This window comes from Nitrincola alkalilacustris (genome assembly GCF_008973755.1).
In the GTDB taxonomy this organism is placed as follows: domain Bacteria; phylum Pseudomonadota; class Gammaproteobacteria; order Pseudomonadales; family Balneatricaceae; genus Nitrincola; species Nitrincola alkalilacustris.
Map to the genome: position 1 here is coordinate 373,327 of NZ_WBOM01000004.1, position 25,582 is coordinate 398,908.

Genomic DNA, 25,582 nt, shown 5'->3' on the forward strand with positions numbered 1-25,582 from the left:
ACAGGAACCCTCAAGCATCAGTGCTCGCGGGTGGCACGGAAACGTACGTCTGGCCAGCGCTCTTCGGTCAGAGAGAGGTTGACACGTGTCGGTGCCAGATAGGTCAGAAGGTCTGATCCATCCAGCGCCAGATTTTCGTGCGCCTTGCGCCGCAGCTCCTCCAGCATCTTGTTATCGCTGCACTCGACCCAGCGTGCTGTCTGAACACTGATCGGCTCATAGACACATTCAACCTTGTATTCGTCCTTGAGGCGATAAACCACCACTTCGAACTGCAACTGCCCGACCGCGCCCAGAATCAGGTCATTGTTTTTCAGCGGCATGAACAGCTGCACAGCCCCCTCTTCGGAGAGCTGCTTAAGACCTTTCTGCAACTGCTTCATCTTCAGCGGGTCTTTCGGGCGCACACGACGAAACATTTCCGGGGCAAAGTGCGGAATACCAGTGAACTTGAGATTTTCACCTGAGGTAAAGGTATCGCCTATCTGAATCGTGCCATGGTTATGCAGACCGATAATATCGCCGGACCAGGCCTCTTCGACATTCTCACGCTCACCTGCGATAAACGTCACAGCGTCTGCAATACGCACCTCCTTGCCGGTACGCACATGCTTCATCTTCATACCGCGGGTATAGCTGCCGGAGCAGATGCGCATGAAGGCGATACGGTCACGATGCTTGGGGTCCATATTCGCCTGTATCTTGAACACAAAACCGGTAAAGTTTGGCTCATCAGCCTCTACCGCGCGTGTTTCAGTCGGTCTTGCCGGTGGTGAGGGAGCCCACTCAACAAAGTTATCCAGCATTTCACGCACACCGAAGTTACCCAGGGCCGTCCCGAAGAATACCGGTGTCATGCGTCCTTCAATGTAAGCCTGCTGATCCCAGACATGAGTCGCACCGCGTACCAGCTCTATCTCATCAACAAAAGTGTCATATTCATCATCCAGCAAGGCCCGCGCTTCATCACTGTCGAGCCCCTGAATCCGCCGATCATCCTCAAGCATATGACCGCGCCCCTTGGTGTAGAGGTGCAGGGTATCGGTGTAGAGGTTATAAACCCCCTTGAAAAAGCCACCCATACCGATCGGCCAGTTGATTGGAGCCGCTTCAATCTTCAGCACCTCTTCTATCTCATCCAGCAGCTCTATCGGATCACGAATATCACGGTCCAGTTTGTTGACGAAGGAGAAGATCGGCGTGTCGCGCAGTCGGCAGACATCCATCAGTTTGATGGTGCGTTCCTCGACACCCTTGGCACCATCGACCACCATCAGCGCAGAGTCCACAGCCGTCAGGGTACGATAGGTATCCTCAGAGAAATCCTCATGCCCCGGCGTGTCCAGCAGGTTCACCGTGCGACCATGATAGGGGAACTGCATCACTGATGAGGTGATGGAGATACCACGCTCCTGCTCCATTGTCATCCAGTCCGATGTGGCATGACGGTCGCTGCCACGACCCTTGACGGTACCGGCTACCTGAATCAACTGCCCCAGAAGCAACAGTTTCTCGGTGATAGTGGTTTTACCGGCGTCCGGGTGCGAGATGATCGCAAAGGTGCGGCGTTTGCTGACTTCGGAAGGCGTTGCGCTGTTGCTCATTAACTGAAATCGTCCGGTGCTGTACAGATTGTGATACGTGGCGCTGAAGCATGCGGGCGGCTTCAGGCGATAATCTGAGTGGTTATTCAAAAGTGGGGGCTATTTTCGCCGATCTGGAGATGATACACAATCAATAGGAAGGAATAGTGGAGCCTATTAAGATGCCTCTTCAGTTAAAGTGATAACCGGCAATTTAAAGGTAGCCAAGCCAACAGGTTACACGTCTAAAACCTTAGAACAGAGGCAGGTTTCTGCTATATTCATTTTATGTGAATAAAATCAGGAAATTCCATGAGTACTCTTGAAAGGGTTTAACAGGTCGAGGCCCCTGCAGGGTTGACCTAATAGTTTCAGGGCAACCAGCTGTGCAAATACCACAGATCATGAAAGCGATGCCGCTGGTGTTGTTTTTTACTCTACTGCCCAGAGAGCTAAATAGATGAGCATACCCCTCAGTGTACGAATTATCCTGCTCGTACTGTTCACCAGCGGTGCTCTTGTCGGTGGCATGCTGTTGACGTTGTATCAATTAAAAGTTACTGATTACGAGTTAGTGGTCGCAGAGCGTAATGTCTCAGAGCTGAACCGCCTTTCAACTGAGCTTGAGCTCACACAGCAGCAGCGGGTACTTGGTCTGGAAGCCTTTGCTGCACGCCTGCTCACAGATGATGGGGAATTGCGCAGTAATCGAGCACTGCAAACACTGCTACAGCAGCCCTCTGTCGCCAAGGATCTTTTTCCCGATGGGTTATTGGTGTTCGATGCAAATGCCACAGCTATTGCTGAAAGCCAATTCGTCCAAGGCCGATTGGGTACTAACTACGCAGACCGGCCACACTTTCGCCGCGCTGAAGAAACCAAAACATCAGTGATCTCAGAGCCAATTCTTGGTCGGGTTACTGGCTTGCCATTACTCTCATACGTACAGCCAATATTATCGGACGAAGGTGAGATACTTGCCTATGTCGGAGGCACTTTAGACCTGGCCAACACACCACTGCTGCAAGAGGATAGCCGCACTGAAACCGAGTCCAGCACGATAACCTTGATCATTGATCCAAGGCACCGCTTATTTGTATCCATGCGTAAGCGGTTTGATAAGCCTGAACCCCTGCCGGAAGTTGGCGTAGACCCATTAGTGGATGCTGCATTGTCGCTCACCACTGCCGGTAGATTGGTTGAGTACCAACAACAGCAATATCTGGTTGCCAGTTTGCAGCTGAAGTCTCCTGACTGGATCGTTTTGCGAGCCGTGCCATATAGTGAAGTCATCGCACCCGCACGGGCATCCTTTCGGCAGTTCATACTGATCGCACTGATTTTAACCTTACTGGTTTTAGTGCTGGGCATCTGGCTCGCTCGCAACCTTACTAAACCGATTGAAGAAATGACTCAACGCATCGACGAGATGGCTGACGATGGACGCATCGACGGTGGATTCAACGAAGCAGGCAACGCTGAAGTACAAGCTCTGGCTCGAGCCATGAACCGATTGGCCAAGGAGCAAAAAGCGGCCTACCTTTCGCTCCGAAAGGCAGAGCGTTTTTTGAGCAATGTGCTCGATTCCGCTTCGGAAATATCAATCATTGCAACCGACCCGGAAGGTGTGATCACGGCCTTCAATAAAGGCGCTGAAAGGATGCTGGGCTATGATGAGGCTGATCTGGTTGGCAAGCAAACGCCAGCTATACTGCATTTAGATGTCGAGGTTGAACAACGCTCCGCAGAGCTCAGCGAAGAGCTGGGGCGTTCAGTTGAAGGGTTTAGAGTGTTCATTGAAAAGCCGGAACAGGACGGCGCAGAGAAACACGAATGGACCTATGTGCACAAAGATGGTCGGCACATTCCAGTGTCGTTGGTCGTGACCACCATGCGTAATGATGCTGGAAAGATTACAGGTTATCTCGGCATTGCCGAAGATATCTCTGAACGCAAACGCCTGGATAAAATGAAAAATGAGTTCATATCCACTGTCAGCCATGAGCTGCGTACTCCGCTGACCTCTATTTCTGGCGCACTTGGCCTGCTCGTTGGCGGGAGCTTGGGGGAGCTTCCCGAAAAAGCTCAAACACTGCTTGATGTGGCTCATCGAAACAGCAAACGTTTGACGCATCTGATAAATGATCTGCTGGACATCGAAAAAATTGCAGCTGGCAAGTTGCATTTTGACATGCAAGTGCAGCACCTGATGCCCTTTGTTGAGCAGGTTCTGGAATCAAACCGCGACTATGGCAGCGACAGAGGTATTACGCTTGCATTATCAGCAAGTGTACCCGACGTCCTGATCCGCGTTGATAGCCAGCGCCTGACACAGGTTCTTGCCAACCTGCTATCCAATGCAATCAAATTTTCGCCTGATCAAGGAAAGGTAACGCTGAAGGCTGAAACAAGCGATGAAAAGGTCATTGTCAGCGTCATTGATAACGGGCCAGGCATCGCAGATTCGTTTCGAGGAAGGATATTTCAGCGGTTTTCTCAAGCGGACTCTTCAGATACTCGTGCAAAAGATGGCACCGGGCTAGGCTTGGCTATCTCTCGAGAACTGATCGAAAAGATGGGGGGGCGCATCGATTTTGAATCCACTGAAGGCGAGGGCTCCCGCTTTTTCTTTGAATTGCCTTTAGTACATATGCATACAGAGACCTCTAATATTGTAAGATCAACAGCGGATATAAAAGCCCCTCGAATTCTGGTCGTGGAGGATGACCGAGATGTCGCCAATCTTTTAAGCATGATGCTCAATACTGCGGGTTATCACGTGGATACAGTCTATAACGGCAACGATGCCCTAAGCAGCCTGCAGCAAACGCATTACGACCTGATCAGCCTGGATCTGATGCTGCCAGACATCAGTGGGCTTGAAATTATTCACCTACTGAGAGATCAGCCGAAAACCGCCAATCTGCCCATTATCGTTGTCTCTGCAAAAATGGAAGAGGGTCGCCTGGAGATTAATGGAGATGTATCCAATATCGATTGGCTGGCCAAGCCGATTGATCAGCATCGGCTACTTGACCTGGTAAAGGGGCAGATATTGGCCAAACAACATCATCATCCACGAATACTGCATGTGGAAGACGATATCGACCTGCATGAAGTGATATATGCCATGGTCGGGGACCGATTCGATTTCAAAGTGGCACACACATTAAAAGCTGCAAGAAGTGCCCTGCAGCAGGAGTGGTTTGATGTTGTACTGCTCGATATAGGGCTGCCAGATGGCTCTGGATGGGATCTACTACCCGAAATACGTGCAAGGCAACCTGAGGCCAAGGTTGTCATACTGTCCGGTACTAACCTGACAAAGCAGGAGAACAAAATGATTGCAGCCGCACTTCTGAAGTCCCGACTATCAGTACAGCAGTTGCTTGATGGGATCAGCTTACGCATCAACAAGACACAATCAGCAAATGAACCAATAGAAGAGTAAGTGACTGAGTAGTTTTGATGCTGGCCTTTTCGGCAGGTGATTTCTATAAAAACGCAGGAGTAAACGCTTCTATTTGACAGCAGCAGTGCAGCAAACTTATTAAATTAACTTATACTAATTTATATTATATAGATATACTACTTGGGAATATCAAATATTGATCCTCAAGGAGATACCGATGAAAAAGACACTTTCCACAACGGCACTTGCGCTGTCACTGATGTTGACTGGCATATCCTCACTCCAGGCAGATGATCACGCCAAACAGGCACTCATAATCCTGACGAGTGAGTCACTGCAAACCCAGGGCATGGCCATGGTTCTGGGCAACGCCATGCAGTCAGCCGGGGCGCAGGTCGATGTACTGCTGTGCGACAAGGCCGGTGATCTGGCACTGAAAGCAACACAAAGCGAAAGCCTGAAGCCACAGGATGTTACCCCGGAGATGCTGCTGGGAAGGCTGATGCAAAATGGTGCCAATGTGAATGTCTGTGCCCTCTACCTGCCGAACAGTCCACATTCGAAAGAAGATCTGCGTGATGGTATAGGGGCAGCCATGCCACCGGCTATCGGTGCGCAGATGCTTCAGGAAAATGTCAGGGTTTTCAGTTTCTGAACAAAAGCGAGTAATGATTAACTGCCGGAGTCAGCAGATTCCGGTGGTTTCTGGGAGTACTTCTCCTTTACAGCCTTGATGATTTTGGCCACCTTCGCTGAGCTGAACGGCTTGACGATATAGCCATCAGCGCCAGCCTTGATTGCCCTCATGACCTGCTCTGAATCATCACTGCCACTGACAATGATCACAGCTGTTCCTGGATAGATTTGTTTTATCTGTTTGAGTACTTCAGTGCCGTGAATATCAGGCAACTCAAGATCCAGACAGACCAGCCAGGGCTTATGCTTATCCACCATCAACAGGGCATTCTCTCCATTGCCCGCTTCGCCGACTACCGCCCAGCCATTGGCTGAAATAATTGTACGGACTATATGGCGGATAGGCGCCTGATCATCCACGACCAGAATCCCTGCTTTTTCAGACGGCTGCATCATTACTCCTGATACAAGGTTTCATAGCATGGGCTATCATATCATGTGAACGAGAACAAACTGACTGGACTTTAGATTGAAACCACCACTGCTTTGAGCTTTCATAAGAGCTCAACAGGGTCAAAACCAACTCAGGGTCTGGCTCCGGGTAACTCGATATAAAACACCGCCCCACCTTCCTCACGATTACTGTACCCGATCTGCCCCCCCATTTTTTCCATCAGCTCCTTAGAGATAGCCAGCCCCAATCCTGTGCCACCATGTCGACGCCGGTCGGTGGAATCTGCCTGAGAAAACTTCTGAAATATCTTTTCCGCAAAATCCGGCGAAATACCTGGCCCCCGATCACTGACCTCAATGCGAACACCGCTATCACACTCTTTTACTGTCAGGGTTATGCACTCCCCGGGTGGAGAAAATTTGATCGCGTTAGAGATCAGATTAGCAAGCACCTGCCCAAGTCTTTGCTTATCGGCCAGTACATTCACTTCCTGGCATTCACTATCGAGTCTCAAACTGACATCAAATTGCGCGGCGTACGGTTGGTGCTCTTCAATACTCCGTTTAACCACCTCTGCAATATTCAAAACGCTGAAATCCAACTGCATCTTGCCGGACACCAGCTTATCCATATCCAGCAGGTCATTAATCAGTGTTATCAAACGTTTAGAGTTACTCTGGGCAATGGCAAGCACATCATGTACATCCTTTGTCACAGGGCCCAACGCACCACCCGCTACCAGCCCTATGCCTCCGGAAAGTGAGGTGAGAGGAGTTCTGAGTTCATGACTGACCGTTGATATGAACTCATCCTTCATCTGTTCTACACGCTTACGCTCAGATATGTCCTCAATAAATGACCAGATCAGGCGTCGCCCGGAGCGATCCATCAGCAGAATACCTCTGAGCAGAACTGGGTAACGGGTACCATCCTTGCGGATATACTCCTTCTCGAAGGGCCCGTAGCGACCAAGGGTCTCCAGATCGATCAGCGCCCGCTCCTCCTGTGGCATATATTTCACGGGTGTGAGCTCCAGATAGCTCAAAGAAAAAAACTCCTCCCGTGTATAGCCTGATGGCTGCAGCAGTGCCTCATTAACCTCCAGAAAACGCCCCGTCTCAAAATCGTTAAGCGCGATCCCGATGGGAGAAAGTTCAAACAAACCTCGAAAACGCTGCTCGTTCTCCTTCAATGCCAGTTCAGCCTGTTTATATTCATCTATATCGTGGATATATCCATGCCAGACCATACTGCCATCAGTCTGACTTTCGGGTGTTGAGCGCCCCTCCACCCAACGCCAGCCCCGGTCGGTTTTAACACGATACTGCAACTGCCAGACTGACATCTCCTGCATGGACTGCTCAATGGATGAAGCAACCGCCTGAAGATCCTCAGGATGAATGACCGCAAAAGCCGCTGATGCATCAGCCTTTACCGCCTCGGGTGAGACGCCATAAATCGCCCGGATACCAGGACTGGAGTAAGGGAAGGCAACACGGCCATCAGACCAGCGTCTGAACTGAAACACCATCCCAGGCACCTGCGCCACCAGCTTGGTCAATCGCTGCTCAGACAGCTCACGCTCTATGGCAGCCCCAATCCAGCGCGCTAACAGTCTCATGAATACGCGATCACCTTCAGAGAAAGGCTGGTCACGCCTGAGCGGAGATGAAAAATTAAGCGTCCCATAGGGCTTTTGATTGACCTGAATGGCAACACCGATATAGGCCTCAAGACTGAACGTCTGATAGCAGGGATGACCGGAGTACTCTGAAACCGACATCTGCTCAATCGCAATCACATCAGCCTGAGACACTACCAGATCACAGTAGGTGATATTCAGGTCAAAGATTTGCAGTCTTTCCAGTTCGGCTTCAGGGGGGGCTGTAAACCACTCCACTGTGTATTGCTTACCCTCAATATGACTGATAATACCCAGTGGCAGGGCAAGAAATGTTGAGCCGATCTGAAGTGCTCGCTCCAATTGATGCTGGAGATCAAGGTCAGAGCTTGAAGCGATCTGATTCAGTGCCGACAGCACCTCAATCTGTCGTGCCAGCTCATCCTGTGCATGGTGCCGCTCGGTTACATCCAGATGTGTGCCCGACATCAGCAGTGGCTCACCCTCTGCTGTCCGACTGATCAGCCTCCCGCGATCATGAACCCAGACCCAGTAACCATCTTTATGACGCATGCGACACTCAACATCATAATAGTCCACTTCGCCACGAAAATGCTGATCCAGCTGCGCCGCTGACTGTGGCAGATCATCCGGGTGTGCAAAGCTCATCCAGGTATCTATGCTGACGGGCTCAAGCTCAGCCAGTGTGTAACCGATGATCTCTGCCCAACGCTCATTGAAGGTTGTCTCACCTGTCTGGACATTCCATTCCCAGGTTGCAATCCGGGTGTTATCGATAATCTCTCGCAGGCGCCGCTCATTCTCAACATAGGCCTTCAGCGTCACCTGATCTCTGGACAACTGAATACGCTCAATTTCAGACTCCACCAGACTGCCCAGATCCTTAAGCATCTGGGCATCATCAGCTGAAAAAGTACGTGGTGTCGGTGAAATAAGGCATAAAGTCCCTAAATAACAATCATCTCCGCCTGAAATAGGCGCACCGGCATAAAAACGAATATAAGGTGGCCCGGTAACCAGTGGATTATCTGAAAAATCAGGGTCGCGATGAGTATCCTCAACACAAAACAGATCCTGCTGATGAATAGCATGGCCACAAAAGGAGATATCGCGTGATGTTTCAGACGCATCCAGCCCTATGCAGGACTTGAACCACTGCCTGTTGGCATCGACAAGACTGATCAGAACAATTGGCACATCCCAATAGCGCTTGGCCATGCGAGTGATGCGATCAAACCGTTCATCTGGCAGTGAATCCAGCAAGCCGGTCTGATAAAGCCGCTGTAAGCGCTCCCTCTCATTGCTTGGAACCTGTGGCGCTCTCATGATGCTTCTCCCTACTCCAACCAGGCCATCCCTGGTTCAATCGTTGCACACAAGCGCAACAGGGTTTCGCGCTGAATCGGCTTAGGCACAAAGCCATTCATGCCGGCTTGCCTGCACGCCAGGCGATCCTCCTCCATTACATTGGCGGTTACACCAATTATCGGAGTTGACATCACAGGCTCCGCCATCTGCCTGATCTGCCGTGTCGCTTCCAGACCACCCATCTCCGGCATCTGAAGATCCATCAGAATGAGGTCGTAATGTTCTGACTGCAACCTTTCCAGCGCCACCAGACCATTTTCAGCCAGATCGACCTGGTAGCCCGCTCCGGTCAGCATCGCTTTGGCCAGCTTCTGATTGATCGGCTGGTCTTCAACAACCAGTATTCTGCGACCTGACACATCAGGCGCAGCCTCAGAGGCTGACCCACTTTGAGCTGAACACTGCTCAGATGGCTGCTCAGACGAATGCTCAGATAACCGCTCAGATAACTGCTGTGAGTCATATTGTTCAGACAGCGGCGCTGGAGCCCCCAGCTCAACCATTTGAGGTATCAGGTCAGGCCGTACCTCTTGCACTTGTACAGCTTCAAGGGGAATACGAAACCAGAAGCGACTACCCTGCTCCGGCTGACTTTCAACGCCAATTTCTCCCCCCATCTGCTCAATGATATGTTTGCAGATAGCCAGCCCAAGACCTGTACCACCATAGCGACGCGTGACAGAGCTGTCAGCCTGAACAAAATTCTGGAATAGCCGTGTCTGGACCTCCGGCGCAATACCGATACCGGTATCCAGTACCGCAAACTCCAGCCATTGTGTTTCCTCCTGCTCGGCGTTTTCCGGGAGCGGATGTACAGGACCGACTCGAAGAACAACGCTTCCCTGCTCGGTAAACTTGAAGGCGTTGGCCAGAAGGTTCAACAAAACCTGCCTCAGACGAAAGGAATCACCTATAAAATGCCCACCACATACCGGACTGAGTTCCAGATCAAAATCGATCTGACCTGCTGCTGCAGAATTGCTGAAACTTTTATGAATGCGCTGACAAAGGTTGGACAGATTGAACACGCTGGACTCAAGCTTGAGCGCGCCAGACTCCATCTTGGCCAGATCCAGAAGATCGTTCAACAGATGAAGCAGGTTGGATGATGAATGCTTGATATCCTCTGCCCACTCTCGTTGAGAAGTATCGAGAGGAGTATCCAGCAACAACTCTGTCATACCCATTACACCATTCATTGGTGTCCGCAACTCGTGGCTCATCACCGCAAGAAACTCTGATTTAGCTTTACTGGCCGCCTGGGCACGAACGGCCTCTTCACTTAACTTGCCGGCAAGCTCGAGCGCCTGAAGCCGAAGGCGCCGTTCACGTCGAATGGCCACCAGGAGCAGAACCAGTACAACAATACTGGCAGCGACCAGCATCGAAACAGAAACCCCTAACTGCCTGAGCAATGAAACAAGTTCATCACGCAACTCGGTACGCTTAGCACCATTGACATGCAGAGTGCGGAGAATGAATTGACGTGAAAAAGCCAATAGCGACAGCGTCGCTTCATGCAAGCTATCCAGCGCCTCCAGCTCACCAGCTTCAAGGCGCATCATCTGCTCATCGCCCAAATCGAGATAGCTGCGCAGTTTTTGCAGACCATCAGACAGCTCAGGATCAGCCTGAAAGAAACCGCCGAAGTGCCCAACGCTCAGTGTACCGACACGTGAATAGATCACATCAAAATAGAGCTGAAGATCATCAAAAGATGCCGACTCAGGGTCGCTCTGATACTGCTCCAACTCAAGCATGAAGCGAGCCGTTTCTCGTTCAAGCTGGAATGCAGCCCACATGGCATTATCCCGGGCGGCGTCAAGCAGCACCTCCTGACGCTCCACAATTTTACTGAAAATCAGAATGGCCAGTGTCAGCAACACGGGAATCAGCAACACCAGCCCGATACGATAAACACGCCCCCATAATTGGCTGGGCGCAGTATCTACCCTCCCTTCTGAAGCCTGATAAGCCACTCGCTCTGGCTCGATATATTTATTCAACCTCTATCCTTTTGATCTGCCAGACAGAACGCCCATAATATACCTCTGTTGCGAGTGAAGAATCATCATCAAAGGGATAGACTACAAAGAGTGGCCCCTTGTCCCTGACCCGCAGATTGACCCCATCAGCTTTCATCGCCAGAATCACCGGTAGTTGCTGAAGATCGGATACAGGCACCTCTGCACTGTAATCATTGATCGCTATAACCTTGAGGGTTGTTCCCTGGGCACCCACTGCATCCAGTAATGCACGCCCCAACGGCCCCTCAAACGTTGACACCCCTTCTGTCCAGGGTGTGGCAGTAGTAATGGCATGCTGCTCCAGCGCTTCCAGCATCTGGCGATCAAAATGTGCCTCGCCATCAACATTACTCTGGCTGATTTTACCTGCAACCGTCAGGATCACATTGCCCTGTGGTGCTTCCAACGCAGAAGCTGTAAACGAGGCCAACAGCAACAGTGCACTGAAGGCCGTGCTGACTTTATAAGAGATTTTCATACTAATTCACTCCTGTTTTCGTAAGGGGTAGTGCTTTATTTAATCAATGACATGATCTCTTCAGCCCAGGCAGCACTGGCAAGATAATCACGGTTAACTGCTTCAACCAGTTTGATGGATCGGCCATCCAACTGCGCTTGCTCAAAGGCTTCAATCACTTTCAAAACCTTGCCCAGCTCTCCTGCTCGGGATACCAGAGCATCGGTCAGCTCATCAGAAAAGCCCGCTTCCATCGCCATCTGCTGTGGTGAAACGCCTTCCAGTTTATCGACCAGCGAAAAAAGCCCCAGAGTAAAAGCGGTTTCGGGATCTACCTTGCTGGTTCGCCCAGCCAGGCGTTTTGCCAGTGCTGCTCTGACCAGTGAGCGATAAACCAGCAGCTCTTTCACCGGTTGGTTATCGGATAACAGTAGCGTCGCAGTCAGCGCTCGAATCTTTTCATACCCCATCATCATTATCGCTTGGTGGATATTACTGACTCTGGCCACACGGCGTTCAGCAGAAGAGTTGACCCGCCTAAAGAGCAATGAGCACAGGTGCGGGTCCTGCGCCATAAAGCCCTCCAGTCGATCGATATCCGGCTCCTTGCTGAACAGCTCCCGTATCAGGCGCAATTGGGCAGGTCTGTTGCCGCTTCTGTTATGGTTGGCCGCTTCAATCAATTCCGGGATGGCGTAAAAGTAACCTTGAAAAAAATCAAACCCCAGACTTTTACAGCGTGATAACTGATCAGCACTCTCGATAAACTGCCCAAGCAACGTGACTGAGTGCTCACGATACCAATCCAGTTGATCAAACGCCTGCTCATCTCGAGTATCTATCTTGACAATATCCACCAAAGCAATCAGTTGTGGTAACTGAGCCAATGTCTGGTTGTTCACAGCAAATCGATAGCCAAGCTTTCGGACACCCTCAATATTGGCCTTTATTGCCTCACTCCAACTGATCGTGTGTGGTAGTTCAACTACTACCTGAGCAGGCGGCAAAGGCATGATATCTGGCTCGAGAATCCACTCATGGGATACATTCAAAAACAGATCCCGGCTGCCGACCAGTGCCGGCAAGCCAATTTCATAAAAGGCAGCACCACACGCGCGCGCAGTCGCCAGCATTGGATCATTGATCTCGGCGTGCGATGCACCACCATGAGCACGATACAACAACTCATCGGCAACATGCTGAAACTGGGCATCGCATATCGGCTGCAGTGCAATACAGTAGCGACTGCTTTTTTCGATTTCTATATTCATTTAATCGCCTGGCAACTTGCTCTTCAAGCAGGGCAAAAGTTTATTGATCGATTGCTCCAGTGCTATCAGCATAGACTCATCTGCCTGGCCATTTTTGGCCGCCTGCTCCAGTGCCTGAGCAGCTGACTTGGCATTGTTCGCGCAAAAAGTGGCCAGCAACCCTTTGAGAGTATGCGCTGCCCGCGCCAGGTCAGTCTGATTCTGTTGTTCGAACGCGGTTCGAAGATGATTCTGATGATCAGGCAGCTCGTCAACAAACATCTCCAGCACTGACTGCAAGAGTGATTCATCATCACCGACCAGTGCGACAGCTTTACTCCAATCCATAATATCAGTGTCAATATCAGTCAACGTACTCTCTCCCTGTAAATTTTGCTCATCACGTACAACCCGAGCACTCATTGATGTATCCGGCATCAGGCCAACGGTCTTATCTGACTCTAGCACCTCATCCGCCATCTGCATAAGATCGTCAATGGATGCTTCACGATTGCTGTCCAGACAAAGCCGTGCTCTTCCCATGCTTATCAGTACCTGCCGCATCTCATCATAGAGCGCTGCAGGGCTTACCGGTTTGGTCACATAACCCTGCATGCCGCTCGATATGCAACGTTCACGATCACCCTGCATGGCATTGGCTGTCATCGCAATAACCGGCAAGGCAGGAAGCCCCTCTCTGGCCTCAGCTTCCCGAATCTGTCTGGTAGCCTCAAGGCCATCCATCACCGGCATCATCACATCCATAAGGACCAGGTCAAACTGCTCCCGAAGCCGTTGCCGCAGCGCCAACTCTCCGTTCTCCACCACCGTTACTGTGATACCTTGTTTTTCAAGCAGTTTGAGGGCCAGTTTCTGATTGATCGGGTTATCTTCAGCCAGCAATACGTGCAAACCCTTAAGCATATCCTCAGCAACAGGGACAGACGCACTGCTCTGTTCCCGTTGAGCCGAGTGGCGCAGCCGCTCCAGCAAAGTTCCCCGTAACTCTGACAGCGTGACCGGCTTGGTCAGATATCCGCTGATGCCGAGGCTTTTACAGCGCATGGCATCTCCCACAACGGCCGATGAGGTCAGAATCATCGCGCGATCACTCAACATGGGAAACTCAGCCAATAACCGCTCGATTACCTGATAGCCATCCAGACCCGGCATATAAGAATCCATCAGAAGCAGGTCATATGGTTGCCCTTGTACCTCAGCCTGTCGTACCCTGAAAATCGCTTCATGGCCTGATACTGCCAACTCTACGTCAACACCCAGCATCTGCAGCATGGAGGAGATCACATGCCTATTGATCGGCTCGTCATCAACAACCAACACCCGCTTGCCTTTCAATCCCACCGAGGAGCCATGCCTGTACTCTGGCCCTTCAGATACCGGCAAAGGCAGCTGGAAATGGAACCTGGACCCAACGCCCAGCTCGCTCTCGGCCTCAATATGCCCCCCCATGCGTTCGACCAACTGGCGCGCAATGGATAACCCCAGCCCGGTGCCCTCAAAACGGCGATTAGTTGCAGCATCCACCTGCTCAAAAGGCTCAAAAATGGATGACAGGCGCTCATGAGGTATACCTATTCCCGTATCCGTGACTATGAACTCTACCCATGTATCCATGCCCTCGAGTGAAAGAGCAAGCCTGACCTCAAGACTAACGCTCCCCTCCTGAGTAAATTTCACCGCATTTCCCACCAGGTTAGTAATCACCTGGCGCAAACGGCTTCCATCAACTTCAACATAGCGAGGCAGTGTTTCATCCAGATCGAAATACAACTGAATATCCTTCGCCCAGGCACGAGGAGCCAGCGACTTGATCGTTTCACCCACCAACTCAACCAGATCAGTCTCCTCCGCCTGAATATCCAGCTTGCCCGCCTCAATCTTGGATAGATCCAATATATGATTGATGATCTCAAGCAGATGCCCGGCAGACAGCCGGGACAGGTTAAGATGCTCTCGCTGCTCACGGCTCAGCTCCGTTTCCAACACCAGATCCAGCATGCCAATCACACCATTCATGGGCGTACGGATCTCGTGACTCATATTGGCAAGAAACTGGCTCTTGGCGATGCTGGCCGCCTCTGCTGCTTTAACCTGCTGGCGAAGCTGCGCCTCATACAGGCAGGCTCGTGCAGCACTTGCCAGCTTAGCCATGAGCTTGCGCAGCGACAGCAGCAGGTTTTGGGTTAATAAGGCACCCTTCTTGTGCAGAATCAGACAACCAAACTGTTCCAGATGGAAAAAGTAATGTTCAGGAGAAAAGCTCAAAGCGCTGGCCGACAAACCAGCCAGACGCGGCAGATCAAAGCGGTTATCAGGGAGTGCCAGCTGACTGATGACACCCGCCATATCGGGTTTTAGCTCAGTTCGACGAGGCAGGCTGAATACCGGTACCCACTCCAGATCGACTGAACACTGCTGGTCAGTGAGTGCCTGATTGGGCACCTGCATCTGCAACACAACACAACTGCTGGCATTCAGCACTCGCATCATACTGGACACAGACTGACGCAACATGGATTCCAGCTCCAGCGTGGTGCCGATTGAGAGAGAGATCTCATAGAGAAGTTCAGCCTCTTCAGCTCGCTCTATACTCACTTAACCTCCAGACCAGGCTGCTCTTTTTCATCTGACAACAACCCCAATACAGCTGTTTTGTTGTAAAACTCCAGATACTCCTGACCATTGTTAGCAATCTCGCCCAAAGTGAATGCTCCAAACAGGGGTAATCCCCGACTGAGCACTGCCAACTCCTCCTGAATCGCGTCTTCAAGAAACAGCACTCGCGAAATGCAGTCGATCAGGCAGGCCAAATGAGGTGGCTCTGAACTCTTTAATGCAAATGCCGATTCAGCTGCATCTCTGACCTCAGACGCCGCCGCTATCAACGACTCAGGTGTACCATGAAGCACTCGCAGAAAGCTGCCCTCAGCCACTTCACCCACACAGATCATGGACTCCCCATGGCACATCAACGGGTCTCGCACCACCAGGTCTGAATCCAATCGTGAGAAGCCCAACGGATAGGCCTTGGCGATATCGAAGAAGTTATCATTCTGGAACAGCTGACCACTATATTCCTCCACCAAGGGTCGGTAGACCGAAAAAGCGGGTTGCCATTCCAGGGTATCGATCCGATTCCTCTCACTCTCAGTCACTTTAAGAGGCTCACTGATCGGCACCCAACCATGCCCGACACCCAGCGCGCTTTCTACCGGAAGCCGGATCAGCAGAGCCGCATCCTGTCGCAGCCCCTCCGGGGTTATCAGGCAAGGCTTCTGGATGAAGCTCAAAGACCCCGCCCCACCTCCAATATAGTTGTGCTCCAGCCCCAGGTTAAAAAATAGTGCCTCAACCATCTCGGCTATGCGACTTGCCAAACCATCCACCCATACCATCCAGGTGTTTTCGGTCATTTCAAACCAGCTTTCGGGGAGCGCCTGAAGCGCAATGTCGTAATTCACATCCGGATCACTCAGCCCCTCGATCAGGGTATATTCGAGCTTCTGATCAAACCCTATCAGTACACAACCGCGCTGATAGTTGTTAGCAGCATGAATCACCTGGGGGAAAGTACCACCCAGCACAGGCACACCCGCCGACTTGATAACAGGTGTAAGATCATTATCCGACCAGCCATTATCATCGCAGGCAAGCAGCAGAATCGAACCAACCCCCTGGCTGGCCATCTCACGGATGCCCGCCTGAAGATCTGGAATTTTGTCAGACTCGATTAAACTGATACGCATGTTGGCCCCTCCCGCTTGGTGCCCAGTGTGTGAATTGATAATCTCAGGCTCACTTATCCCTGAACCCTTGTGCAAACATGAACAGTTCCTCAGGTGGGAGAGGTCTGGAGATGAGATAGCCCTGAATCTCATTCACGCCAATCGCATCCAGATAGTCGCATTGACGCTGATCTTCGACCCCCTCGGCAATGGTGGTCAACTCCATTTCATGACACAGTGAAGTCAACGCACGCACGATTGCACGGTCATTGCGCCCCTTGGTGATATCTGTCACAAAAGCGCGATCGATCTTGAGCGTATCCAATGGAAAGCGCAGCAGGTATTCAAGGGATGAAAAACCGATCCCGAAGTCATCAATTGCCAGCTTGACACCAAGTGCTTTGAAGCGCTCAAGAAGTTTGATACTACTGGCAGGGTCATGCATCGCCAGGCTCTCTGTAATCTCCAGTTTGATCATCTCAGGCTTGACGCCAGTCGTCTTTAACGCCTGTTCTACCTGATCATACAGATCCGCCTGCATGAACTGCGCAGGTGACAAATTAATACCCATGCGCAGCGGCATCCCTGCCTGATCCCAGTCCAGTTGCTGTCGACAGGCCTCGATCAGAATCCACCGACCCAGTTCGTGGATCAATCCCATCTCTTCCATTATCGGAATAAACTGCACCGGCGAAACTGGCCCGTGATCAGGACGATTCCAGCGCACCAGCGCCTCCACTCCCCTAATGGTATTACTTGCCAGATGAAGCTGTGGTTGATAGACCAGATTAAACTCAGAGTTCTCGATGGCGCGACGTAAATCAGCCTCAAGACTCAGGCGCCCGGTCATCACATCTTCACCACATGCTGCCAACTGAGCCGATATAGCCCCCTTGACTCGCACCTGATGAGCCGTCTGGGTGGCTGCACTCAACATCATATGCGGGTCATTACAGTGCAGGGTGCTGATAACTATTCCGGCCGAGAAATTAATAAATATCTCTCTTCCATCCAGTATCCAGGGGCGATCAAGCGACTTTAACCACTGCTCCGAGCTGATCTCGATCCTGGACAGATCTGACCTGTCCAACAGTCTGTGAAATGCAAAACAGCCACTTCCCAGGTAGGCACAGAAGGTTGCATCATCCTGTATAGCCCTCAACTGGCCTGTGATCAGGCGGAGCAACTGCTCTACACCATCCAACCCACAGATATCGATCAACTGTTGAAATCTGTTAAGCTCTACCACCATGACGCCCACAGCCATCTGCTCAAGCTCTTGTTGCAGTTGTTCTTCCAGACTGTGCAAAAACAAGCGCCTGTTCGGCAGACCGGTAATACCGTCATGATGTGCCAGGTACTCTGCCTGACCCTCAAGCCTTCTTTGCCGTGTCACATCCTGCAGCGCGCCACTGATCCGTTTGGCCTCCAACTCTCGCTCGCCGATTATTTTCAGCAGCCGGTATTGATCACAACTTCCTACCCTTACCTCCAGATCAAAACGTACACCGGCGGTCAGTGCCTCCTGAAAGGCCAGTGTTATACGCTGCCGGTCATCCTCATGCGCCATGACAAGCGCTTGCAGCAATGATGCAGGCATCTCCTCTTCCCAGCCCAGCATACTGGCTGCATCGTCTGACCATACAAAACGATCCTCATCCGCCTCGTACTGCCAGAAGGCCAGACCAGCAATACGACTGGCGCTGGTTTGCAGATTCTGTATCCTCAACAACTCCTGCTCACGGGCCGAGTCACGCAGGGCATAGCGAATACGCTGCTGCAGCAGCGGCAGGTTGATAGGCTTGGTAATAAAATCAGTGGCTCCAGATTCAAATGCAGCTTGAATCGAGTCATAGTCATCGGAGCCGGTCAACATCAGAATCGGTGTATTCGTATGCCTCTCCAGCTCCCGTATCTGCCTGCAGGCTTCAAAACCATCCATCTCGGGCATACTGACATCCATCAGAATCAGCGCTGGTGACTGCTCTGCAAACTGCTCCACACCCAACCGGCCATTTCCGGCCGTCGCGACTTCATAACCAGCCTTGACAAGACCCGCCTTAAGAAGGAGCTGGAGAGCGGGTTCGTCTTCAACGATAAGAAGTTTAGGAGATTTACTGTCAGGCATTCTTTTCACCGGTTATTGAAGCAGTTACCACTTGCGGTATAACACCAGCCAACACACTATCCAATAAACCCACATCAAGGGGTTTGGACAGATGGCCACTCATACCGGCTGCAAGACAAGCATTGATATCAGATTCCATTACGTTGGCTGTTAAAGCATAGATCGGTATTGATACCCTGCCATTATCTGACTCCCATTGCCTAATCTGCCGTGCAGCCTCTACACCATTAACACGTGGCATCTGCATATCCATCAGAATCAGATCATAGGCTTTTGTCTGGCAGGCGATCACAGCTGCCTCACCATCCTCAACCAGATCGACTGAGTGACCCCTTTTTTTCAGCAACGCCATAATCAACTGTTGGTTAACACGGTTATCCTCAGCAACAAGGATTGACAGCGCTTGCTGCTTGATTCCGGCTAGAACAGAGTCTTCAGGTCGCTGAGGATCAATTGACTTTAAAATACCGGCCCCTGCTCCCCGAATACACTCGATAGCAGCTCTCAACTCAGACGGTCGCGGTGGCATAGTCAGCTGAACTTTAACTTGCCAGTCAACTTTCACTCCTTCCTCACGCACTAGCAACTCATCAGCTAAAAGAATCACCGGCTGCCTTCTGAGCGATGCATCGTAGCTATCACACAACGAGAAATCTGCCTGGTGCATGAATCGTGTATCCATAATGAGACAAGTCGGCGGATCTGTATGCTGCGAATGATCTGTCAGAGATAGATCACCTACGCTGTACCCCATCGCTGTCAGCCAAGAGCGCAGGGTTTCGGCCATTGGTAAGTTCTCCAGTGCCAGCTGAATCTCACCCTTAGAAACTGGGACTGCAGAAAACGGAACAACAGAAAAGGAAGTCTCTGGCTCTACAGAGGACGCAAGTGGCAACCAGAAACTGAAACAGGCTCCCTTGCCGGGCTCACTGACCACACGTATCCCCCCGCCCATCAACGCGACAAGACGCTGACAGATGGATAATCCAAGACCTGTGCCGCCAAAGCAGCGTGTGGTTGAGTTATCAGCCTGTTCGAAGGGACTGAAAATCTGCTCAATTTTTTCTGCCTCAATCCCGACTCCATCATCAATCACATCGAAAACCAGATGGGTGCCTCCTGTTTCTGCTGTAACGACTCTGACACGGACAAGAACACTGCCCTGCTGCGTGAACTTGATTGCGTTGTCACACAGATTACTCAGCACCTGCCTGAGCCTCACCGGATCAGTGTAAAGGCGGACACAAGTTTCAGCCGGCATATCCAGAGACAACAGGAGATTTTTTTTCCTTGCCAGCATCACCAGAGGCTTGAGTGAATCACACACCAACTCACCGAGGTCACACTCAATCTGCTCGATACACAGTTTTCCGGCATCGATCTTCGAGAAATCCAGTATATCATTAAGGATTCGCATCAATCCCTTGGCAGAGGATTTCACTGTTTCAAGGTAATTGCGCTGCTCCGGCGAAAGGGTGGTATTCAGCGCCAGATCGGTCATACCTATAATCCCATTCATGGGTGTCCGTACCTCATGGCTCATATTGGCCAGAAACTGGCTTTTAGCCTCACTGATCCGCTCAGCCTCGATCCTGGCTGCATCAAGCTCCTCCATCATCTGACTCAACTGCCGGTTCTGATTCAACAACCTTTCTTCAAGTGCTTTTGCATGTGTGATATCCGTGCGAACCGATATATATCGATCAATCTGGCCCTGTAGATTACGCAGGGGCATAATCGTAGCCTTGACCCAATAATAAAGCCCATCCTTACTGCGATTTCGTATCTCTCCAGACCAGGTGCCACCTGAACTTATAGTAGACCAGAGACCAGCAAACATGGCCTGAGGGTGGTATTGGCTATTGATCAACCTGTGATTAAAGCCGATCAACTCTTCAGGCGTATAACCGGTGATATCGATAAACTTGCGGTTGATATAGATAATATCCCCCCTGATATCGGTGATGCTGACAATGGCATGCTCATCGATGGCGGCCTGCCTCTGCTGCAACTCCAGCATGGCAACCTGAAGCTCATCATTGCGGGAGTTGAGCAACCTGAAAGCACTGCGAACACGCCTGTTCATAGCGAACAACATGGTAAGTCCAGCCAGGAAAACACCTAAAGCAAACACGCCTAAGCTGAACCCATTAGCCCCGATATTCATCACTCCACTCGGCACATTGAGACTGATGACCTGGATACCTCGAATATCTCCCAACTGCCAGCTCTTGAAGGGCGAGTCAGGATGATTATTGTGACAACCCACACACCCGGCCTCCATGCGAATCGGTGTGGCATAGGAGATGGTATCCACCCCATCCAACATCACCCGCGCCTGGTAGTCATTGCCGCCTGTCATACTCAAATATTGCAGCGCCATGCGGTCAAAATCGTATAATTCACGATCGGCTCTTTGAGGGAAAGGGTACTCACTGACCAATCTCACACTGACACTGTCATCCCGCGCACTCAAATAATCGCCAAGATCCAATGAAAGAGTTGCCGGTATCGGCAAGGCACCAGGCTGCCCCTTGTAGTGCTCTGTTACTTCAACCCAGGGATGGCCCGCAACATTCGGCAAAATTTCACTGTTGTAGAAACTGCGAATCGAACTGACGGCACTTGAATAAGCGATCGCTGACTGCTTCAGAGTTCTCTCTTGAACATCATCGGCTGTTCTGTAGACCAGCCAGGCAATAATCATCATCGTCACGACTGCACCTGTTATGATCATCAGGTTAAACAGACGAAGATTGGTCGGAAGCGGCTGCAGTGTCACGTGGATTCATATCCCAATATGGATCAGACATCACAATTTAACTCAAACGGGCTACCTTGGGAGCCGGCAAACACTTATTGATTGTTCCGGATCAAGTTTATCTGATACATTTTCGTTACAATAAAACCGTTGTTTCTGACCAGCACTGCCGCTCATGGTTGAGACAGAACGAGAAAACGGACTGAATAAAAAAGATGAGCCATTATCAAGTTGCGATCATCGAGGATGATCTGGATCTCGCTAAGCTGATGTCACTGTGGCTTCAGAGCTACGGATATCAGATGACGCTGTTTGCACAGGCAGAACTGTTTCTTGAGCACATGGCAAAAGGGAAGAGTTTTGACCTTATTCTGCTCGACTGGAATCTGCCAGGGATCAGCGGACTGGAACTGTTGAATCAGCTGCCTGAAGCTGAAAAACGCCCACCCATTATTTTTGTAACAGCGCGCAGCACATGTGAAGACCTGGCGATTGCCTTGAACAGCGGTGCCGATGACTATATCAGTAAGCCCGTCAGCAAAACCGAACTGGTGGCCAGAGCACATGCTGTTCTGAGGCGTTCAAAACATATGATTCCAGAAACCGAGGACTCTCTGCTCCTGGACGAAGCCGGTCAGCGACTCATTTTCAATAACAGACAGATCAATCTCACTCGAAACGAATATCTACTGTTACGTGTGATGCTGGCAAACCAGTCTGTCGTATTTACTCGCGAAGAGTTGATTGACAGCGTCTGGCACGATGAACGATACAACGAGACTCGTGCTCTGGATATTCTGATCAGCCGCTTGAGACAGAAACTGAATCAAGCCAACACTGGCAACTGCACAATTGAGACAGTGTATGGCCAGGGATATCGCTTGATCCAGACCTAAACAGCGCCCTGAGCATCTATTGAGCTGGCGCAAGATCACGTTCACTGTCTGCCCTGACACCTACACCATGCATAACGATGAACATTCGGTTCAGGCAGGCTGCACAATCAGATATGATCCTTGCTATCGAGAGCAGGCTGATTTTTTTGCAGGCAATGCATAATACTTTTCAGAAACGCAGGAACCTGAATGGGTTTAGTGATGTAATCAGTAAACCCCGCGGCTTCAGCTCGTTCTATATCCCCTTGCATGGCATTGGCGCTGATTGCAATCACTGGTACATGCTTTGTATTAGGGGTTGCCTGTAACTGTTTAAGCACTGCAAAACCATCCATACCCGGCAGATTGATATCCAGCAAAATAAGCTGCGGACATTTACTAGCAGCGATCTGCAACCCCTGCTCACCATTTTCAGCGGTGAGAAGCTCAATGCCTTTGTGCTTAGCCAGAATTTTCTGCACCAAACGCAGGTTTGCCTGGTTATCTTCGATATACAGAACAATGTGCTGACCGCCCGCTGCCACTGGCGGATCAATCACTACCGGCTCCTCATTTGGTGCCTTCTCGACTGATGGCTCACACAAGGGCAACTCGAACCAAAAGCAGCTACCCGTGCCAGGTTCGCTGCTGACACCAACATGCCCCTGCATCCCCTCGACCAACTGCTTGACCAGGGCCAACCCAATGCCGGTACCCTCGATCCCCTCATAGGCCGACTCAAGCCGCTCGAAGGGTCGGAACAGACGTAGTTGCTGCTCAGCGCTCAAGCCATGACCCGTATCACGCACGCTCACGCGCACCTGGTGCCCCACCACCACACATTTAATCTCAATACACCCGCCTTCGCGATTGTACTTCACCGCGTTAGACAACAGGTTCAGCAATATTTGCCGCAGTCGAGTCATGTCGGCACTCACAAAACACTTACAGTCCCCAAGACATGTCAGGGTGATAGAGCGTTGTAGAGCTGCTGGAGAAATCTGCTTTACACACTGCTCAATTACTGGCTGCAACGAGACCGGTTCAGTAAAGAACGCTATCTGGCCACTTTCAATACATGCCAGATCCAGTATTTCGTTAACAAGATCCAGCAAATGCTTACCGGCTGAGTTAATCTCCTGCACATTTGCAGCCTGCTGCTGGTTCAGCGATTGATCACCCGGCAGTTGCAACAGTTGAGTAAAGCCCAGGATGGCATTGAGCGGGGTACGCAATTCGTGACTCATGCGCGAGAGGAATTGGCTCTTCGCCGCGTTGGCGGTTTCAGCCTCATCGCGCGCCTGCCGCAGTTGATCCTCGGCCGCCTTGCGCGGTCGAATATCACGAACGAAAGCATAGAACCAGGATTTCTCACCGATACTTACCAGACTGACGCTGACTTCCACCTCAATAGTGTTGCCGTCTTTATGTCGATGCACCGTGTCGAAGCGATCACTGCCCAGCGCCATCACTTTCGTGATGTGAGCAGCAACTTCTTCCGGGCTTTCGGAAGCTTCGATATCAGGGATACACAGTTCCAGCACCTCGTCCTCGTCGTAACCGAGCATAGCACAGAAGGCTGGGTTGACCTGCTGAATCCGGCCATTGGAATCGACAGCAAAAAAGCCATCGATCGCTGTGTTCAGGATTACCGAGTTACGCTGCAACTGATCAACAAGCTCGGCTGTACGCTCCTCAACACGCTGTTCGAGCATGGCGTTGAGTTCGACAACCCGTGCTTCGACCGCCAGACGCTCCCGCTCCCGACGCATCGATCCAAACAGATTGTCACAGGCGGTCATCAGAGGCTGAAATAAAGCAAGCAAAGATTCATCATAGGGCTGAGCACGATTAGCCAATGCAATCACACCACTGACATCGGCGTCATGACGTAGAGGGATCCCCATAAAGCGGTGTAACGCAGGATGGCCAGAAGGAATACCTCGACCACGTGGGTCAGTTTGGGCCTCATTTGCAATGATCAGCTTACCTTCAGTCACCACCCGACCAAACAGGGTGTCCATATTGTGAAAATCCAGGCCATTGGCAACATGCTCGACATATAAGCGCCGGGTTTCATCATTCCAGGCAATATCAGACAGACCATGCGCCTTGATATAGGGTTGTCCGTCTGCGTTATGCATAACCTCACCAATAAAGCCGTATTCACTGCCAGTAAGCTGCAGCAGAGTGCTTAACAGCTCACTGAACACTGAGTGCGCACTCTCCCCGCTAATAAAACGGCTCTGTGCCTGATTAATAGCCTGAATGCTTTGTTGAGTTTGTGTTTGTTTTCGTCGCTGCCCAGCTTCTCGCCAATACAACAGACTGATCAGTACCCCCGTCAGAAAAAGCACTGCGGTGAGCATTGCCACCAAGCCAAAATCACCCTCGCGTTTAAGCTTTAACGGCGCCAGTATTTTAGATTGATCCAGTCCTACAATGATAAAAAGGCCGGAATTGGGTAATCGTTGCCAGGCAAACAGGCGGACCACCTGATCCAGTGTTCCCTGCTCAACAAAAAAACCTTTTTCAGCTGCATCAGCAGCGAGATAAGGACGAGAGGAGACAACCGAATGACCCATGGCCGCGGCGTTATCGAGACTACGCGCCAGAAAAGCGCCATCACCTTTTACAAGCGCTACAAGGTCCGACTCGCTGAGTTTTACACGGCCCAGCAGGCTTGCCATCGCATCTGAACGTATCGAAACATTGACTGTACCGACAAACTGCCCGTCCAGCAGCAAAGGTCTGTTGGCGATAAAAGTCCAGCCCTCCACAAGACGCGCTGGGCCCGGCTTACCAATGAGTAAGAGGTCCGCACCGTTATGCTGGCTGATGAAATGCTCACGATCCCCAACATAAGTGCGAGGTGAGCTCTCCAGAGTAGTAAAAGCGGTATAACCTTCTGCATCCACTACTGACAGGTAAGCCACCAGCCCCTGTGGCAAGCTGTTCATCACTGCCTGAGCAACCCCTCCCACTTCCGTGGGATTATGCAGCCAGACAGCGCGCACCTGCTGCAAACCGATATCGATAGTCGAAAACAAACCGTCAAGCTGACCCGCCATCGCATCAGCCAACTGTAACGATCGTATGGTTGCTTCCTGACGGGTTAGCTGTTCGGCCTGCATGTTGGCGCGCTCCAGCTGCCACCAGGCATAACCGACAGCCAGCATGATCAGTAACCATGGCAAACTGATAAGTAAAAGGGTGCAGCCCTGGGCCTTGCATCTCATTGCA

General features: G+C 51.1%; 14 protein-coding genes. 3 read left to right on the plus strand and 11 right to left on the minus strand.

Annotation, left to right across the window (positions count from 1 at the left end; genetic code table 11):
• Positions 1 to 17 precede the first annotated feature (17 nt).
• A complete protein-coding gene (locus tag F7R27_RS09690; protein WP_151704040.1) occupies positions 18 to 1,604 on the minus strand; it encodes a peptide chain release factor 3 in 1,587 nt (528 codons plus the stop codon).
• A gap of 439 nt (positions 1,605 to 2,043) precedes the next feature.
• Between F7R27_RS09690 and F7R27_RS09695 the strand changes: the two genes are divergently transcribed.
• Together F7R27_RS09695 and F7R27_RS09700 are read left to right on the plus strand one after the other, a co-directional pair.
• Positions 2,044 to 5,034 (plus strand): response regulator, encoded by a 2,991-nt coding sequence (locus F7R27_RS09695; protein WP_151704041.1) that lies wholly within the window; start codon positions 2,044 to 2,046, stop codon positions 5,032 to 5,034.
• Positions 5,035 to 5,212: 178 nt separating this feature from the next.
• Positions 5,213 to 5,650, plus strand: a complete 438-nt coding sequence (locus F7R27_RS09700; RefSeq protein ID WP_151704042.1) for a DsrE family protein — start codon at positions 5,213 to 5,215, stop codon at positions 5,648 to 5,650.
• Positions 5,651 to 5,667: 17 nt separating this feature from the next.
• On the opposite strand, the gene F7R27_RS09705 is transcribed toward F7R27_RS09700, so the two are convergent.
• The 9 genes from F7R27_RS09705 to F7R27_RS09745 form a co-directional block, all read right to left on the minus strand.
• The gene (locus F7R27_RS09705; RefSeq protein WP_168927471.1) at positions 5,668 to 6,084 is read right to left on the minus strand and encodes a response regulator; all 417 of its coding nucleotides are present in this window, start codon (positions 6,082 to 6,084) and stop codon (positions 5,668 to 5,670) included.
• 131 nt (positions 6,085 to 6,215) lie between these two features.
• Positions 6,216 to 9,053, minus strand: coding sequence for a PAS domain S-box protein (locus F7R27_RS09710; protein ID WP_151704044.1), 2,838 nt, complete (start codon positions 9,051 to 9,053; stop codon positions 6,216 to 6,218).
• An 11-nt stretch (positions 9,054 to 9,064) separates the two neighbouring features.
• On the minus strand, positions 9,065 to 11,101 hold the full coding sequence (locus F7R27_RS09715) for a response regulator (protein WP_151704045.1): 2,037 nt from the start codon (positions 11,099 to 11,101) through the stop codon (positions 9,065 to 9,067).
• Entirely contained in the window at positions 11,094 to 11,600 is a 507-nt protein-coding gene (locus tag F7R27_RS09720; protein WP_168927472.1) for a putative pterin-binding protein, read from the minus strand. The genes F7R27_RS09715 and F7R27_RS09720 overlap by 8 nt, the downstream gene beginning before the upstream one ends.
• A 35-nt stretch (positions 11,601 to 11,635) precedes the next feature.
• Positions 11,636 to 12,850 carry an EAL and HDOD domain-containing protein gene (locus F7R27_RS09725; RefSeq protein ID WP_151704046.1) on the minus strand — a complete coding sequence of 405 codons (1,215 nt, stop codon included), beginning with the start codon at positions 12,848 to 12,850 and terminating at the stop codon, positions 11,636 to 11,638.
• Positions 12,851 to 15,445, minus strand: coding sequence for a response regulator (locus F7R27_RS09730; RefSeq protein WP_151704047.1), 2,595 nt, complete (start codon positions 15,443 to 15,445; stop codon positions 12,851 to 12,853).
• Positions 15,442 to 16,596, minus strand: coding sequence for an FIST signal transduction protein (locus tag F7R27_RS09735; protein ID WP_151704048.1), 1,155 nt, complete (start codon positions 16,594 to 16,596; stop codon positions 15,442 to 15,444). Before F7R27_RS09735 ends, F7R27_RS09730 begins: the two co-directional genes overlap by 4 nt.
• Before the next feature lie 49 nt (positions 16,597 to 16,645).
• The gene (locus F7R27_RS09740; RefSeq protein ID WP_151704049.1) at positions 16,646 to 18,703 is read right to left on the minus strand and encodes a putative bifunctional diguanylate cyclase/phosphodiesterase; all 2,058 of its coding nucleotides are present in this window, start codon (positions 18,701 to 18,703) and stop codon (positions 16,646 to 16,648) included.
• Positions 18,696 to 21,485 carry an ATP-binding protein gene (locus tag F7R27_RS09745; RefSeq protein ID WP_151704050.1) on the minus strand — a complete coding sequence of 930 codons (2,790 nt, stop codon included), beginning with the start codon at positions 21,483 to 21,485 and terminating at the stop codon, positions 18,696 to 18,698. The genes F7R27_RS09740 and F7R27_RS09745 overlap by 8 nt, the downstream gene beginning before the upstream one ends.
• Positions 21,486 to 21,679: 194 nt before the next feature.
• Between F7R27_RS09745 and F7R27_RS09750 the strand changes: the two genes are divergently transcribed.
• A complete protein-coding gene (locus tag F7R27_RS09750) occupies positions 21,680 to 22,360 on the plus strand; it encodes a response regulator transcription factor (protein ID WP_151704051.1) in 681 nt (226 codons plus the stop codon).
• 107 nt (positions 22,361 to 22,467) lie between these two features.
• On the opposite strand, the gene F7R27_RS09755 is transcribed toward F7R27_RS09750, so the two are convergent.
• A complete protein-coding gene (locus F7R27_RS09755) occupies positions 22,468 to 25,578 on the minus strand; it encodes an ATP-binding protein (RefSeq protein WP_151704052.1) in 3,111 nt (1,036 codons plus the stop codon).
• Positions 25,579 to 25,582 lie beyond the last annotated feature (4 nt).

Excerpts from the sequence above, each read along its gene's own strand:
- F7R27_RS09695 (WP_151704041.1), top strand. The coding sequence starts at position 2,044 with ATGAGCATACCCCTCAGTGTACGAATTATCCTGCTCGTACTGTTCACC.
- F7R27_RS09740 (WP_151704049.1), bottom strand. The coding sequence starts at position 18,703 with ATGCCTGACAGTAAATCTCCTAAACTTCTTATCGTTGAAGACGAACCC.
- F7R27_RS09755 (WP_151704052.1), bottom strand. The coding sequence starts at position 25,578 with ATGAGATGCAAGGCCCAGGGCTGCACCCTTTTACTTATCAGTTTGCCA.
- F7R27_RS09710 (WP_151704044.1), bottom strand. The coding sequence starts at position 9,053 with ATGAGAGCGCCACAGGTTCCAAGCAATGAGAGGGAGCGCTTACAGCGG.
- F7R27_RS09750 (WP_151704051.1), top strand. The coding sequence starts at position 21,680 with ATGAGCCATTATCAAGTTGCGATCATCGAGGATGATCTGGATCTCGCT.
- F7R27_RS09700 (WP_151704042.1), top strand. The coding sequence starts at position 5,213 with ATGAAAAAGACACTTTCCACAACGGCACTTGCGCTGTCACTGATGTTG.
- F7R27_RS09735 (WP_151704048.1), bottom strand. The coding sequence starts at position 16,596 with ATGCGTATCAGTTTAATCGAGTCTGACAAAATTCCAGATCTTCAGGCG.
- F7R27_RS09725 (WP_151704046.1), bottom strand. The coding sequence starts at position 12,850 with ATGAATATAGAAATCGAAAAAAGCAGTCGCTACTGTATTGCACTGCAG.
- F7R27_RS09705 (WP_168927471.1), bottom strand. The coding sequence starts at position 6,084 with ATGCAGCCGTCTGAAAAAGCAGGGATTCTGGTCGTGGATGATCAGGCG.
- F7R27_RS09690 (WP_151704040.1), bottom strand. The coding sequence starts at position 1,604 with ATGAGCAACAGCGCAACGCCTTCCGAAGTCAGCAAACGCCGCACCTTT.
- F7R27_RS09720 (WP_168927472.1), bottom strand. The coding sequence starts at position 11,600 with ATGAAAATCTCTTATAAAGTCAGCACGGCCTTCAGTGCACTGTTGCTG.